Here is a 13,722-nt window from a genome sequence, read left to right as displayed (position 1 = left end):
CGTGAAGTCACCAGGGCACCCTAACGGATCAGGTCGGTGACGTCAGGTCATACAAGGTGACATTGTCGATCGTCAACTTGGTGAAATGGCCCTCCACCCACTCGGTGATCTGGGCCGACGGGCCGTCCGACCGCCCACCCATCATCATGCGGCCACCGATGAAGTAGTGGATCTTCTTCTGCTCCACCAACTTCTGGAACTGCGCGAGGGTCGGCGACGGGTCGGTTCCGTTGAAGCCGCCGATCGGCATCACCGAGTGGCCCGATTCGAGTTGATATCCCGACGCCGTGTTGGACCCGATGGCCGCGGCCACCCAGGTGAAGTCGCCGGCGTTCTTTCGGAGCGTCGCAACCATCTCGGCGCTGGGCGTCGAGCCCATCAGCAATCCGCCGGCCGGACCGCCCATGCCACCCATTGCGCCGTAGGCGCCGGTGCGCCCGCCGAATCCGCCGGCCATCTGGCCCGTGCCGGGCAGCCGTCCCATGCCGCCGGGCATCTGTCCCTGTCCCATTCCGGGCGTCTGACCCATACCGCCGGGCATCTGCCAGCGACGGTTGCCGCGTCGGGGACCGCCGAATCCACCGGGTCCGTCACCCTCGACGCGGGGTCCCGCGCTGATGATCGAGCCCTGTTTAGCGGTGGTGATGGTGTCGATCGTGTACGCCAGCGGACCGGCCAGGCTCGCGACGAGCGCCAGCACCAGGGCCAGCGCCGAGAGGTAGACACGGTGCGCGAGGAGCATCACCGCACCGCCGACCACTCCGACGAACAGGACGATCCAGCGCAGCCACGGCACGAAATCCGGTGAGCGCCCGAGCAACACGAACGCCCAGATCGCGCCGAACCACACAGCGACCGCGAGCAGTATGCGCACCCACCACCTCTCGCGCGCCCGCCAGGCCACGGCCGCACCACCGGCGAGAACCGCCGCCACCGCGGGTGCGAGTGCTGCGGTGTAGTAGCTGTGGAAGATGCCGGCCATGAAGCTGAAGACCGCCATCGTGATGAGCAGCCACAGCCCCCACACCGAGAGGTAGGCGCGACGCAGGTCGGTGCGCGCCGTGCTGCGGTAGCGGCCGAGGATCACCAGCGCACCGACACCCAGGATCAACGCGCTCGGGATGAGCCAGGCGATCTGGCCGCCCTGGGCGGGTTGGAACATCCGCCAGATCCCGGTTTCGCCCCACATGCCGCCTCGACCGCCGGGTCCGCCGGGTCCGCCGAAGTCACCACCGGGAAAGCCCATGCCACCGAAGGCACCACGGTCATATCCGCGTCCACCGCCGGGCATGACGCTGCCGGTCTCATCGCCGGAGAGTCGGCCGAAACCGTTGTAGCCCAACGTGAGTTCGAGGATCGAGTTGTTCTGCGACCCGCCGATCCAGGGCCGCGACGACGCCGGCCACAGCTCGACGGTGAGAATCCACCAGCCCGCGCTGACGACGAGAGCGGCCAGCGCGGCCACCAGATGTCCGACGCGTTTGACCCACCCGTGGGGCCCGAATGCGAGGTAGGTCAGGGCCAGCGGCGGCACGATCAGCATCACCTGGAGTTGCTTGGTGAGGAAGCCGAATCCGACGAAGACACCGACCAGGATCATCCACCGCAGCCGGCCGTCCTCGACCGCGCGCAGACACGCCCAGACAGCGGCGATCATCAGCAGGATGAGCAGCGCCTCGGGGTTGTTGAAGCGGAACATCATCGCCGCGACCGGCGTCAGCGCCAGCACGCCGCCGGCGAGGATGCCCGCCCAATGCCCGAGGTAGCGGCGGGTGACCCCGTACAGCAGCGCCACCGACGCCACACCCATCAACGCATTGGGCACCAGGATGGCCCAGGAATTGAGCCCGAAGATGCGCACCGAGATCGCCGGAATCCACAGCGAGGCAGGGGGTTTGTCGACGGTGATGGAGTTCGCCATGTCCGACGAACCGAAGAACCACGCCTTCCACGATTGCGAACCGGCCTGGATGGCCGCCGAGTAGAAGGAGTTGGCCCATCCGTTGAGCGACAGGTGCCAGAGGTCGATGATCGCGGTCACCACGATCAGCGCGGCCAGCGTCGACCATTTCCACACTGCCGGCGGATCGGCGGGTACCGAGACAGGGCTACGGCCCCGGGAGTTCTCATCCGGGGCCGTAACTGGGGTGGTGCTGGTCGGGGGCGAATTCTCGGGGATCGAGGATTTGTCGGGTTCGCTCATGGTCTCTTTCACCGGCCCGCTGCGCGGGGGAGTTGTGATGCGCGGTTGTGTCGGTTGCTCGCCGGAGTCAGGGCTGCGCGGTTCCGGTGGCCGGGCGACGCTGCAGATGCGAGCGGAACACCCACCGTAGTCCGACGAATCGGGTGGCGGTGGCGACCAGGTTGGCGATCACGAGCACCAGCAACTCGACGTGCTTACCGGCGCCGGGGGCGAAGTGATCGAGACCGAACAGCGACAGCGCGGTCACCGCCCAGCCGAACAGGAACACCCCGAATCCGAAGAACTGATGCTTGACCGCATCCTCACGCCCCTGCACACCGAAGCTGAAACGGCGGTTGGCCGCGGTGTTGAGGACGGCGGTCACCGCCAGCGCCACGAAGTTGGACACCTGCGCACCCAGGAAGGAGTGCAACAGCAGGTAGAGGACGGCGTAGGCGATCGTGCAGATGACGCCGACGACGCAGAACCGCACGAGTTGGCCGACCATGCCGTGCGGCACGCCCGCGATCGCCGGGCCGGGCGCACGCTCGCGGCCGACCGTGGTGCGCAGGTCGGCGATCGGCAGTTTGCCGGAGGTGAGCGCATAGCCGACCCGCGCGCAGCCCTTGAGGTCCTCGACGGCGGTGGAGACGATGTCGACGGTGCTGTTGGGGTCGTCGACCCAATCGACCGGTACCTCGGCGATCCGCAACCCGATGCGTTCGGCGATGACGAGCAGCTCGGTGTCGAAGAACCAGCCGGTGTCCTCGATGTAGGGCAGCACCTGGCGGCCGATGTCGGTGCGCATCGCCTTGAAGCCGCACTGGGCGTCGGAGAACTTGGCGCGCATCGTGGTTCGCAGGATCAGGTTGTACGAGCGGGAGATGAACTCGCGCTTCGGCCCACGCACGACCCGCGAGTCCTTCGACAGCCGGGTGCCGATCGCGACGTCGGAGTGGCCCGAGATCAGCGGGGCGATCAGCGGCATCAGCGCGTTGAGATCGGTGGACAGATCGACGTCGCAGTAGGCGACGATCTGGGCGTCGCTGCGTGACCACACGGCCTTGAGCGCGCGGCCGCGTCCCTTCTCATCGAGATGGGCGACGCGGATGCCGTCGAGCTCGTCGGCGATGCCCGCGGCGATGGCGACCGTGGAGTCGGTGCTCGCGTTGTCGGCGACGGTGATTCGCGCCGAGAATGGCACGTTGGTACGGAGGTGTTCGTGCAGCCGCTGCAGGCATCGGGCGATGTCGTTCTCCTCGTTGTACACGGGAACGACGATGTCGAGGACGGGGGCAGCGGCGGAGCTGTCGGCGACCACCATGATCGGGGCGGCGGCTTGCGGGATCGCTTCTGTCGTCATGCCCATAAGCTTCGCGGCCCCGGCTGACCCCACTCTGCGCTCGACCTGCCAGTTACCTGTGAGCCGACACCCCCTGCGCACCGCGCCCGCGATGCCGGATCTGCGCAGGTCAGGGCGTTGTCGGCGCAGGACGATAGATTGGGCCCATGTCGGGCACCCAGACGCTGAACTCACCTGATCTCGCGGCCGCGCAAGCGGTCATCACCAGCCTCGCCGGGCCGGGCGCCGCGCTGCGCGATGATCAGCTCGAGGCGATCGCGGGGCTGACCACGGTTGCGGCCGCGCGGGTGCTGGTCGTGCAGGCCACCGGATGGGGCAAGTCCGCGGTGTACTGGGCGGCGACGGCCATCCTGCGGCAGCGTCGGCACGGCGCGACGCTGATCGTCTCGCCGCTGTTGTCGTTGATGCGCGATCAGGTGTCGGCGGCCGAGCGGGCCGGCCTGCGCGCGGCGACGCTGAACTCGTCGAATGTGTCGGAGTGGAGTGAGATCGAGGCGTCATTGCGCGCCGACGATCTCGATGTGCTGTTAGTGTCGCCGGAGCGGCTGGCCAATCCGGGGTTCGGGCGTCGCGTGCTCGACGCGATGGCGGGGCGGCTGGGCCTTCTCGTCATCGACGAGGCGCATGCGATCTCGGACTGGGGGCACGATTTCCGGCCGGACTATCGGCGCGTCGCCGATGTCCTGCGCACGCTCAACCCGGACACGCCGGTGCTGGCGACCACGGCCACCGCCAACGAGCGGGTCACCGCCGACGTCGCGGCGCAGTTGAGCGCAGGTGGTGGCGCCGGTACACAGACCTTGGTGCTGCGCGGTTCGCTGGCACGAAAGTCGCTGCACCTGAATGTGATCGACGGCCTCTCCCCCATCCAGCGGTACGCGTGGGTGGCGCAGCATCTCCCGGAGTTGCCGGGGTCGGGGATCGTCTACGTCCTCACCGTCGCCGATGCCGACCGGCTCGTGGGCGCGATCCGAGCGGTCCATGGTGACGACTTCCCGGTCGCCGCCTACACCGGGCAGCTCGATGCCGATCGCCGCCATCAGCTCGAGGATGCGTTGCTGCGCAACGACGTCAAGGCACTCGTGGCCACCTCGGCGCTGGGCATGGGTTACGACAAACCCGACCTCGGTTTCGTGGTACACGTCGGGTCACCGCCGTCGCCGGTGTCCTACTACCAGCAGGTCGGTCGCGCCGGGCGTGCGCTCGACGAGGCCGTGGTGATGCTGCTCGCCTCGGCCACCGACGACGCGATCTGGGAGCATTTCGCCACCGCGACCATCCCCGACCCCAAGCGCATGCAGGTGGTCCTCGACGCGCTCGGCGAGGCCGACGAGCCGATGAGCGTTGTCGCACTCGAGGCGCAAACGGGTGTACGGCGGGGCCGAATCGAGTTGATGCTCAAGCAACTCGCCGTCGACGGCGCCACCGAACGCGGTTCCGACGGCTGGTCGACGACTGGTCGGCCGTGGTCCTTCGACGCCGCGCACTACGACGGTGTGCTCGCGGTGCGCCGCCGCGAGGCCGACATCATGCGCGACTACATCTCCTCGCGACGCTGCCTGATGCAACTGCTCACCGAGTCGCTCGACGATCCGGATGCCGGGGCGTGCGGCCGGTGTTCGGTGTGCCTCGGCCATCTCACCGAGCCACTCGACGACGCCGTCGACCCGGCGGTGGTGCGCTCGGTGACCATCTCGCTACGGCGGGCCGCGCAGGTCCTCGAGCCCCGCAAGATGTGGCCGGGCGGTGAGGTCGGGCGTGGACGGATTCCCGCCGCACGTCTGGCCGAGCCTGGTCGAGTACTCGCCCACGCCGACGCACCGGAGTGGTCGGAGTTGCTTGCCGCCGCACGCGATCACGATGCGCAGGCGCTCGCCGACCTCGGTGACGCGGCGGTGGCGACGCTGTCGGCGTGGGGCCGCGAGTCCGGTATCCGGCCGGATCTCATCTGTTCGCTGCGTCTGACCGGCACCACCCTGGCCGAGAGTCTCGCAGCGCACCTGTGCTCGGTCGGCAAACGCGAGGGCGTGGCGATGCCGGTGCAGATGGGCGACGGCCCACCCCGGGACGCTCCCGGTGCCGCCGAGGCCGCGTTCTGGCAGGCCCGGCTCGGCGAGCCGCCGGCCGAGGTGGCGGGCCGTGCGGTGTTGCTGGTCGTCGACGAGTCCCGGTCGGGTTGGCCGATCACGTTGGCCGCGAGCGCTTTACGCGATGCGGGCGCGACCGCGGTGCTGCCCCTGCTGATCCATCGGACGGTGTGAGGGGGCGACGCGATCAGTATGACGTTTCCTCCGGAATCCGGGCGAAACGTCATACTGATCGACGCCGGGGTAGCCGATTACCTGTCAACTGATCGATGGAGTCCGGCAATTCAGGTAGTGCGCTACGCGTTCGCCGCGGGCGCCGTCCGGCGATGGTGAGTGTGTCCACTCCAGGACATCCACCGGCCCACCGGAGGTGGGCCGACCGACAAGGAGAACACCATGGGAGCAGCAGCGGGACTCATCATCGGCGCGTGCTTGGCAGGCGCGGCGTACATGACCTACAAGATGGCGACGCAGAGCTCGACCTCGGACGGGGGTGCCGACGCCGGAGCCCAGTGACCCGGAACCCGTGAGAGGTCCGGGGCGCGCGTGTCAGTCGTTCACGTACTCGCTGTAGCCCGTCGAACGCAGCGCGTTCCGGATCTTCTCGGCATCGGCGTCGAGTTCGGCGGGGGTGATGTCCTTGCGGGCGTTGGACAGGTCGAAGGTCTCCATGCTCAGCGCCGGGAAGACGTGGATGTGCACATGCGGCACCTCGAGGCCGGCGATCAGCAATCCCATCCGCGGAGCGTCGAACGCCTCCTTGACCGCACGCCCGACCTTCTGCGCGACGTCGGTGAGGTGGGTGAAGGACGCGGTATCCATCTGCTCCCAGTGATCGACCTCTTTGCGGGGTACCACCAGCAGGTGTCCAGGGGTGACCGGCTCGATGGTCAGGAACGCCACGGCTTGTCCGTCCTGCCAGACGAATCGACCGGGTAGCTCTCCGTTGATGATCTTCGTGAAAACCGACGACATGCACCTCAGTCTAGGGTGCGGGCCGCCCGCGGGGACCCGGGCGCAGCCAAGATGTTCACCACCGTGTCGGCCAACCGCCGTGTTGGCGTCAGACTGTCGGGGGCCCGTGACATCCTTGCTGCTGTGAGTCACGCCGAGTCCCCCACCGCATCATCTCGACGTGTCGCCTCCACCGACATCGTCGCCTCCGCGCAGCGCTTTCCGCGGTTGCGGTACATGGGCTCCAAGTACCGTCTGCTGCCGCATCTCGAGCGCACCTTCGCCGAGATCGGCGGTACCACCGCCGTCGACGCGTTCTCCGGGTCGGGTGTCGTGTCCTACCTGCTCAAGGCGCAGGGATTCACGGTGGCCACCAACGACTTCCTCAATTTCCCGCACGTCATCACCCGCGCCACGGTCGTCAACTCGTCGGTGCGGCTCGAGGCCGACCTCATCGAGGAGATCTGCGGGCCGCCCGCCGACGACCGGGATTTCATCTCCTCGACCTTCGACGGCCTGTACTTCGACGCGGCCGATCGCGCGTTCCTGGATTCGGCGTGGTCGCACATCGACCGGCTGCGCGGTTATCGGCGGGATCTGGCGATCTCCGCGCTGGTGTTGTCCGCGGCGCGCAAGCAACCGCGCGGGGTGTTCACCTTCACCGATTCCAGCCGGTATGCCGACGGACGCCGTGACCTGCGGATGTCACTGCGCGACCACTTCCGGCTGCGCGCCGCCGCCGACTACAACGCGACGGTGTTCAGCAACGGCTCACGGCATCACAGTTCATGCGGCGACGTCTTCGACCTCGACGCCACCGGCGTGCTCGGGGGTGCGCCGGATCTGGTCTACCTCGATCCGCCGTACGCGCCGCCGTCCGACGACAACGACTACATCAAGCGCTACCACTTCCTCGAGGGGCTCTCGGCCTACTGGCAGGGCATGACCATCATGGAGAACACCAAGACCAAGAAGCTGCCCAAGCGGTACACCCCGTTCGCCTACAAACACTCCATCGACGACGCGCTGGTGCGGACCTTCGACCACTTCACCGATGCCGGCGCGATCGTGCTGTCGTACTCATCGAACGCGCTCCCCGGCCCCGATCGCATCGTCGATCTGCTCGGCAAGGTCAAACCACATGTCGAGGTCATCGCGATCGACCACAAGTACAGCTTCGGCACCCATGCCGCCGCGGCGCGGCGTGATGTCAGCGAGTTCTTGTTCATCGGTCGGGACTGAGCGGGACCGAGCCGATGGCTGACGCGCCCGATTTCGACGAGTACCTGAAGACGCTGGGACGCTTGACCTCTCACGTCGACCCGACGGCGTCGACACCCGAGGCCGAGCACATCGCGGCCGCCACCGCCGGACTCGGTGAGCTGATGGCCACCGACATCGCGGGTCTCGCGGCCTGGGTACGTGAGAATCCCGGTGATGTCCCGGTGCTGGGTCTGGCCATCGGGTTGTCGCAGGAGAAGCTGAAAAACGTTCTGCGCGACCGGTTCGACACCTCCGGGTGGCATGGTCTGGCGCGGCAACGGCCCGTCGAGTTGATCACGTGGCTCGATGAGGAGTTCGACCTGGTGCGCATGCTCACCGCCCAGATGGACCGTACCTACGCCTTCGCCGACATCCTCGTCGCCCGCGCCGGCACCCGACTGACCGCAACACGCGCGGGTGCGTCGGGCCGCCGCATCGAGGACCACATCGAGGACATCGCCCGCGATCTGGGCCTCGACTACGTGACCCGCTCCCGGTTCTCCGGCCGCAACGGACGCACCGCACCGGCAGATCTGATCGTCGGTGATCCGAACGCACCCGACATCGTGGTCGCGGCAAAGGGTTTCGATTCGACCGGCTCCAAGCTCACCGACGCGGTCCGGGAGATCGAGGAGATGGCCGAGGTGCGGTTGCCGCGGCAGCTGGTCCTCGCGGTGATCGACGGGATCGGCTGGAAGTCCCGCCAGGCCGATCTGCGCCGCATCCACCAGCTGTGGGTGGACCGGCAGATCGACGGCATGTACACCTTGGTCACCCTCGACCGTTTCCGCGCCGACGTCACCGAGTTCGCGCGGTTGCGCCGGCTGATCTGAGCGCACCCGATCGGCTCGTCGACGCGCGTCGGAGTCAGGGCGTCAACTCTTTGGTGTACAACACCTGTCCGCGAGAGTCGCAGAGGTCGACGGTGAGGACCTTGGTGTCCTTGGCGATGCGGACCTCCCCGAAGTGCTGAAAGCCTTCCGCCGGTGAGGTGTTGGCCTTCTGCGGGGCGTGGACGTACTCGTAGCGCGGGCCGAACGTGGCGTCGAGCGGGCTGACCGGAAACGCGCCGGCGTGCAGGGGTCCGCTGACGAACTCCCAGAACGGGGAGAAATCGCGGAAGGTGGCGCGGTCGGGCTCGTAGGAGATGGCCGCGGTGTAGTGGACGTCGGCGGTGAGGAACACCTTGCCGGTGACGTTCTTGGTCTGCGAGAGCACCTTCGAGAAGGCGATCTCCCGGCCGCGGGGCGCGCCCGGATCTCCTTGTGCCACTGCTTCCATCGACTTCGGGCCGTGGCGTGGATCGGACAGTGCGTCGGCAACGACGATGCTGATCGGCAGGTCGTTGGCGATCACCTTCCAGGTCGCCCTCGACGATCGCAGGGAGTCGATGAGCCAGCGCGTCTGTTCGGCGCCGAGGATGCCACCGTCGTCGGTGCTCGACCAGTTGGCCGGATTCGGGTCCTTGTAGGTGCGCATGTCGAGCAGGAAGACGTCGAGCAGCGGACCGTGGGACACCTTGCGGTACACACGGTTTCCGGTGGACTCGGAGACCGGCTGCCATTCGCGCCAGGCCTGCCGGGCGTTGCGGGCCAGGGTGTCGACGTCGGTCTGGGTGTAACCGTCTCGTTTCTGGCCGGTCAGGTTTTCCCCCGGGTACCAGTTGTTGAGTACCTCGTGGTCATCCCACTGGATGAGTTGGCCCACGCTTGCGGCGAATCGCCGGTAGTTTCCGTCGGTCAGGTTGTAGGCGTAGTTGCCGCGGAAGTCGTCGACGGTTTGTGCCACATGCGTTTTGGCGGGGGCGGTGACGTTGCGGTAGAGCTGCCCGTTGTTCTGCTTCTGGGTCGGGTCGATGGTGTTGTCGGCGTAGATGGCGTCGCCGGAGTGGATGAAGAAGTCCGGTGCGCGGTCGGCCATCACCCCGAAGACGGGGAGCCCACCGATGTCGGGGTTGATCCCCCAGCCCTGCCCGACGACATCACCCGACCACAGAAAGTGCACGTCGGCGGCGGTGACCGGGGCGGTGCGGAACATGCCGGTGACCGGCTCGCCGACCGCGCCGGTGGGGCCTTCGAGGCGAACCCGGTAGTGCACGGTCTGCCCCGATGGGAGGCCGGCGACCCGCACCCGGCCGGTGCCGTCGGTCAGCGGGGTCAGCAGCGGCCCGGCGAAAGTCCGTGTGTTGCGAAAGGATTCGGTGGCCGAGGTCTCGACGATCATTCGGGCCGGCGAGTCCGAGCGTGCCCACACCACTGCGCCGCTCGCGCTCTGATCGCCCGCGGCCACCCCGTGGGTCAGGCGTGGACGCGGACGCAGCAGACCCGGTGAGGCGGGTGCGGCACCCGCGCGGCCGGCCATCGCCGAACCGGCAGGGAGCACCAGCGCACCGACAGCCGCCGCGCGCAGCAACTCGCGTCGGGTGGGGGTGCCGGCAGATCGTGTGGTCATGGTGTGAGAATCACCCATCACAGCGACGGGACCGCGAACTCCGGGTGACGTGGGGGTGACGGTGTGGTCAGTCCGCGAGTCGCGGCAGCCGCACCCAGAAGCAGGCGCCCTCACCCGGCGTCGAGTCGACCCCGACGCGGCCACCCTGGGCGTCGACCAGCGCGGCCACGATCGACAAGCCCAGTCCGCTGCCGCCGCCCTCGCCCCGCGATCGCGAACTGTCGCCACGATAGAAGCGCTCGAACACGTGTGAGCGCTCGTCGGGCGTGAGTCCCTGACCGGTATCGGTGACGGTGACCAGCACGTCGCCGACCCCGTCGAGCACGCCGACGCCGACGGTGATCGTCGCCTCCGGCGGGGTGTGGACGACGGCGTTGTTGACGAGGTTGCGGATCACCTGCACCAGCCGCGCCGAGTCGCCGCGCACGACGGGCGGCTCGTCCGACGGCGACACCTGTAGCCGGATCTCACGGTCGGGGGCTGCGGCACGCGAGGCCTGCACGGTGTCGGCGGCGAGCATCAGCATGTCGACGGGCTCGGCGTTGAGCTGCCGGTGGGCGTCGAGCCGCGCGAGCATCAGCAGATCCTCGACGAGGAGTTTCATGCGGGCGGCCTCGTCGTCGATCCGGCGCATCGCATCGCCCGGGTCGGCGACCGCGCCCTGCCGATACAGCTCGGCGAACCCCTTGATCGAGGTCAGCGGGGTGCGCAGTTCGTGACTGGCGTCGGCGACGAAGCGCCGCATCTTCTCCTCGGAATGCCGGGCCTGCTGTTCGGAGGCGGCAGTCGTGGCGAAGGCGTGCTGGATCTGGCCGAGCATCGTGTTGAGCGAGGCGGACAGGCTACCGACCTCGGTGTTGGGTGGGCCCGGGGCCACCCGCATGTTGAGGTTGCCCGCGGCGATCGCGTGGGCGGTCTCCTCGACCCGCCGCAGTGGCCGCAGGCTCGACCGGACCACCAGATAGCTGAGCACGCCGAGAACCACGACCACGCCCGCGCCGATGCCGAACTGCAGCCACATCAGTCGGGACAGGGTCTTGTTCACGTCGGAGAGCGGGACGGCCACCACCGAGACCCCATCGGGACCAATGTGTTTGATGACCCGCCACTGGGGTCCGTCGCCGTCCTGCGAGCCGACCGTCGTCGGCGAGACGTTGCCGTCGGACAGTCCGCTCAGGTCAGGGGTGTGGGTGAAATCGTTGGCGTTGGAGATGACCTGCCCGGAGTTGAGGGTGGTCATCACGAAGAACGACGACGGCGGCCGGCGCGGTCCGATGGGCGGGCCCTGCGTCTGATCCATGTCCGGGTTGCGGGGTTTGGCCCACGTCCCCACCGCCGACACCAGGCCCTGATCGGTGCGCGAGAGCAGATCCGAGCGCATCGCCGAGGTCACCGCGATTCCCGACACCAGCAACCCGAACGCCACCAGCACCATGGTGAGCGCAACCAGCGAGATACGCAGTGGAACACCACGTGTGCGGGTCTTTGCCACCTTCGTTGCCGGTGGGGTCGGGGCACCTGCCGGCAGCTCGGCCGGCGGCGCCGCCGATCGGGTGCGAACACTCATGGGGATACCGTGCCGCAATCGGTCCGGTCCGCGTCATGCGGGTTCGGGCCGTGCGGGTTCGGGCCATGCGGGTTCGGGCTCACCGCGGCTCCCGCATGACGTATCCGACGCCACGCAAGGTGTGGATCAGCGGTGTGACACCGTAATCGAGTTTGCGGCGCAGGTAGGAGACATAGGATTCGACGACGTTGACCTCGCCCCCGAAGTCGTAGTTCCAGACGTGGTCGAGGATGCGTGGCTTGGACAGCACGGTGCCCGCGTTGACCATGAAGTAGCGCAGGAGGGTGAACTCGGTCGGCGACAACGAGATCAGCTTGCCGGCCTTCCACACCTCGTGGGTTTCGTCGTCGAGTTCGAGGTCGGCGAAGGTGACCCGCGAGACCTCTTTGGCCCGCTCGTCGAAACCGCTGCGCCGCAACAGGACCTGCAGCCGGGCCACCACTTCTTCGAGGCTGAACGGTTTGGTGACGTAATCGTCGCCGCCGACGGTGAGTCCGTTGACCTTGTCCTCGACGGAGTCCTTGGCCGACAGGAACAGCGCGGGCGCCGAGATCCCGTCGGCACGCAGGCGCCGTAGTAGTCCGAATCCGTCCATCCCCGGCATCATCACGTCGAGGATGAGGACGTCGGGTTTGAAGTTGCGGCATCGGTCGATGGCCTCGGGGCCGCCCGAGGCGGTCTCCACCTCGTAGCCCTGGAACTTCAATGACACTGACAGCAATTCACGAATGTTCGCCTCGTCGTCGACGACGAGGACCTTCGCTCCCTGACCCGTTTCGCTCACGTGTATCACCTTCCGCCTCCAGTCTGCCACGCGGCTGGCATCCGGCTGGGAGCTTTCTGTGAGGCCTGACCAGCGGTGATGGGGCAGACTGCGGGCGACCGCTCAGGTCCGGGAGAGCGCGGCGTCGAGACTGGCCAGAGACTGCTCGAGAAAGCCACGGCCGAAGGGCGGCATGCCGCCGACCTGCTCGCGGAAGGCCGACGGCGTGTTCGTCCAGTCATAGGTGAGCCGCACCAGGGTGCCGTCGTCGTCGGGTGAGAGCTCGTAACGCCACCACCAGCCGCCGGATTCGTGGTCGCCGGAGTCGTTGAGTTGCCCGGGCAGCCACGCGATGACCCGGTCGGGTTCGTATGCGGTGACCAGGTTGTGGATCACGTAGTGCCCGCCGGCCTGTTCGAGAAACATGTTGACCGCGAAGATCTGTCCGGCCCGGGTGATCGGCGCGGTGTCGATGGCGTCGCGCACCCAGTCCGTCGGTTCGGTCTCCTGGTGTCGGACCGGGTTGCACAGTAGGGCGAAGACCGCCTGCGGAGAGGCGTCGACGTGACGCGTGACGGTCATCGACTCGGTGTCGGGCTGATCGGGGGTGTCGGGCTGGGTGCGATTGGCACTCATCGCGTGCCCTCTCCATAGCTGTCGGCGATCTGCTCGCTACCCGCCCATCCGGAGTAGGTGGGGCGCTGCGGCCAGCCGTCCGGGGAGTGGGGTTCCCCCGAAAAAATGGACACGGTTAGCTTGATTGCTGACTTGCGTGCGAGCTGATCTCGAAGTCGATGGGTGAGATCATCCCTAACGAACTGTGCCTCCTGTCATGATTATAGAATCGGATGTAATTGTCAAGTCCTGCAGTAAGATTCGCGCGAGTGGTGAAGGCGTGTCGCTTGTAGTATTCGTGCTTGACCGTCGACCACAACGACTCTGCGCCGGCGTTATCCCAGCAGATGCCGGTCTCGCCCATCGAGCGCAGCAACCCGTGGCGTGTGCAGGCCTGTGCCATGTCATGGCTGGTGAATTGACCGGGTTCAACCGGTGGACGCAACACCCGTAGGGAGAGAGGGTGTTTGTATGGGT

11 protein-coding genes are annotated in these 13,722 nt (G+C 67.5%); 3 read left to right on the top strand and 8 right to left on the bottom strand.

Going from position 1 to position 13,722, the window contains the following annotated elements:
• Positions 1-28 precede the first annotated feature (28 nt).
• Both QNM97_RS01725 and QNM97_RS01720 read right to left on the bottom strand, forming a co-directional pair.
• Entirely contained in the window at positions 29-2,203 is a 2,175-nt protein-coding gene (locus tag QNM97_RS01725) for an ArnT family glycosyltransferase (RefSeq protein ID WP_283821324.1), read from the bottom strand.
• A 67-nt stretch (positions 2,204-2,270) separates the two neighbouring features.
• Positions 2,271-3,545, bottom strand: a complete 1,275-nt coding sequence (locus QNM97_RS01720; RefSeq protein ID WP_283821323.1) for a bifunctional glycosyltransferase family 2/GtrA family protein — start codon at positions 3,543-3,545, stop codon at positions 2,271-2,273.
• Between the two features lie 146 nt (positions 3,546-3,691).
• On the opposite strand from QNM97_RS01720, the gene QNM97_RS01715 reads away from it, so the two are divergent.
• Positions 3,692-5,806, top strand: a complete 2,115-nt coding sequence (locus QNM97_RS01715; protein ID WP_283821322.1) for a RecQ family ATP-dependent DNA helicase — start codon at positions 3,692-3,694, stop codon at positions 5,804-5,806.
• 375 nt (positions 5,807-6,181) lie between these two features.
• Here QNM97_RS01715 and QNM97_RS01710 read toward each other — a convergent pair whose 3' ends face one another.
• Entirely contained in the window at positions 6,182-6,607 is a 426-nt protein-coding gene (locus QNM97_RS01710) for an HIT family protein (protein WP_283821321.1), read from the bottom strand.
• A 216-nt stretch (positions 6,608-6,823) separates the two neighbouring features.
• Here QNM97_RS01710 and QNM97_RS01705 point away from each other — a divergent pair, with 216 nt between their 5' ends.
• Both QNM97_RS01705 and QNM97_RS01700 read left to right on the top strand, forming a co-directional pair.
• Entirely contained in the window at positions 6,824-7,828 is a 1,005-nt protein-coding gene (locus QNM97_RS01705; protein WP_283823067.1) for a DNA adenine methylase, read from the top strand.
• Between the two features lie 14 nt (positions 7,829-7,842).
• A complete protein-coding gene (locus QNM97_RS01700; RefSeq protein WP_283821320.1) occupies positions 7,843-8,682 on the top strand; it encodes a hypothetical protein in 840 nt (279 codons plus the stop codon).
• Between the two features lie 34 nt (positions 8,683-8,716).
• Here QNM97_RS01700 and QNM97_RS01695 read toward each other — a convergent pair whose 3' ends face one another.
• The 5 genes from QNM97_RS01695 to QNM97_RS26580 all read right to left on the bottom strand — a co-directional run bounded on the left by QNM97_RS01695 (position 8,717) and on the right by QNM97_RS26580 (position 13,609).
• A complete protein-coding gene (locus QNM97_RS01695) occupies positions 8,717-10,318 on the bottom strand; it encodes an alkaline phosphatase D family protein (RefSeq protein WP_283821319.1) in 1,602 nt (533 codons plus the stop codon).
• A gap of 49 nt (positions 10,319-10,367) precedes the next feature.
• Complete coding sequence (locus QNM97_RS01690) at positions 10,368-11,867, bottom strand: HAMP domain-containing sensor histidine kinase (RefSeq protein WP_283821318.1); 1,500 nt, start codon at positions 11,865-11,867, stop codon at positions 10,368-10,370.
• 79 nt (positions 11,868-11,946) lie between these two features.
• Positions 11,947-12,651, bottom strand: a complete 705-nt coding sequence (locus tag QNM97_RS01685) for a response regulator transcription factor (RefSeq protein ID WP_283821317.1) — start codon at positions 12,649-12,651, stop codon at positions 11,947-11,949.
• 102 nt (positions 12,652-12,753) lie between these two features.
• On the bottom strand, positions 12,754-13,266 hold the full coding sequence (locus QNM97_RS01680) for an SRPBCC family protein (protein WP_283821316.1): 513 nt from the start codon (positions 13,264-13,266) through the stop codon (positions 12,754-12,756).
• 115 nt (positions 13,267-13,381) lie between these two features.
• Positions 13,382-13,609 (bottom strand): integrase core domain-containing protein, encoded by a 228-nt coding sequence (locus QNM97_RS26580; RefSeq protein WP_172398992.1) that lies wholly within the window; start codon positions 13,607-13,609, stop codon positions 13,382-13,384.
• Positions 13,610-13,722 lie beyond the last annotated feature (113 nt).

This window comes from Gordonia sp. L191 (assembly GCF_030077625.1).
GTDB classification, from domain to species: domain Bacteria; phylum Actinomycetota; class Actinomycetes; order Mycobacteriales; family Mycobacteriaceae; genus Gordonia; species Gordonia polyisoprenivorans_A.
This window is presented reverse-complemented; position numbering and strand designations above follow the sequence as displayed.

Bases quoted from the DNA above. Each gene is read 5' to 3' on its own strand.
- QNM97_RS01715 (WP_283821322.1), top strand. From the start codon at position 3,692: ATGTCGGGCACCCAGACGCTGAACTCACCTGATCTCGCGGCCGCGCAA.
- QNM97_RS01700 (WP_283821320.1), top strand. From the start codon at position 7,843: ATGGCTGACGCGCCCGATTTCGACGAGTACCTGAAGACGCTGGGACGC.
- QNM97_RS01720 (WP_283821323.1), bottom strand. From the start codon at position 3,545: ATGACGACAGAAGCGATCCCGCAAGCCGCCGCCCCGATCATGGTGGTC.
- QNM97_RS01705 (WP_283823067.1), top strand. From the start codon at position 6,824: ATGGGCTCCAAGTACCGTCTGCTGCCGCATCTCGAGCGCACCTTCGCC.
- QNM97_RS26580 (WP_172398992.1), bottom strand. From the start codon at position 13,609: ATGGGCGAGACCGGCATCTGCTGGGATAACGCCGGCGCAGAGTCGTTG.
- QNM97_RS01710 (WP_283821321.1), bottom strand. From the start codon at position 6,607: ATGTCGTCGGTTTTCACGAAGATCATCAACGGAGAGCTACCCGGTCGA.
- QNM97_RS01695 (WP_283821319.1), bottom strand. From the start codon at position 10,318: ATGGGTGATTCTCACACCATGACCACACGATCTGCCGGCACCCCCACC.
- QNM97_RS01680 (WP_283821316.1), bottom strand. From the start codon at position 13,266: ATGAGTGCCAATCGCACCCAGCCCGACACCCCCGATCAGCCCGACACC.
- QNM97_RS01725 (WP_283821324.1), bottom strand. From the start codon at position 2,203: ATGAGCGAACCCGACAAATCCTCGATCCCCGAGAATTCGCCCCCGACC.
- QNM97_RS01690 (WP_283821318.1), bottom strand. From the start codon at position 11,867: ATGAGTGTTCGCACCCGATCGGCGGCGCCGCCGGCCGAGCTGCCGGCA.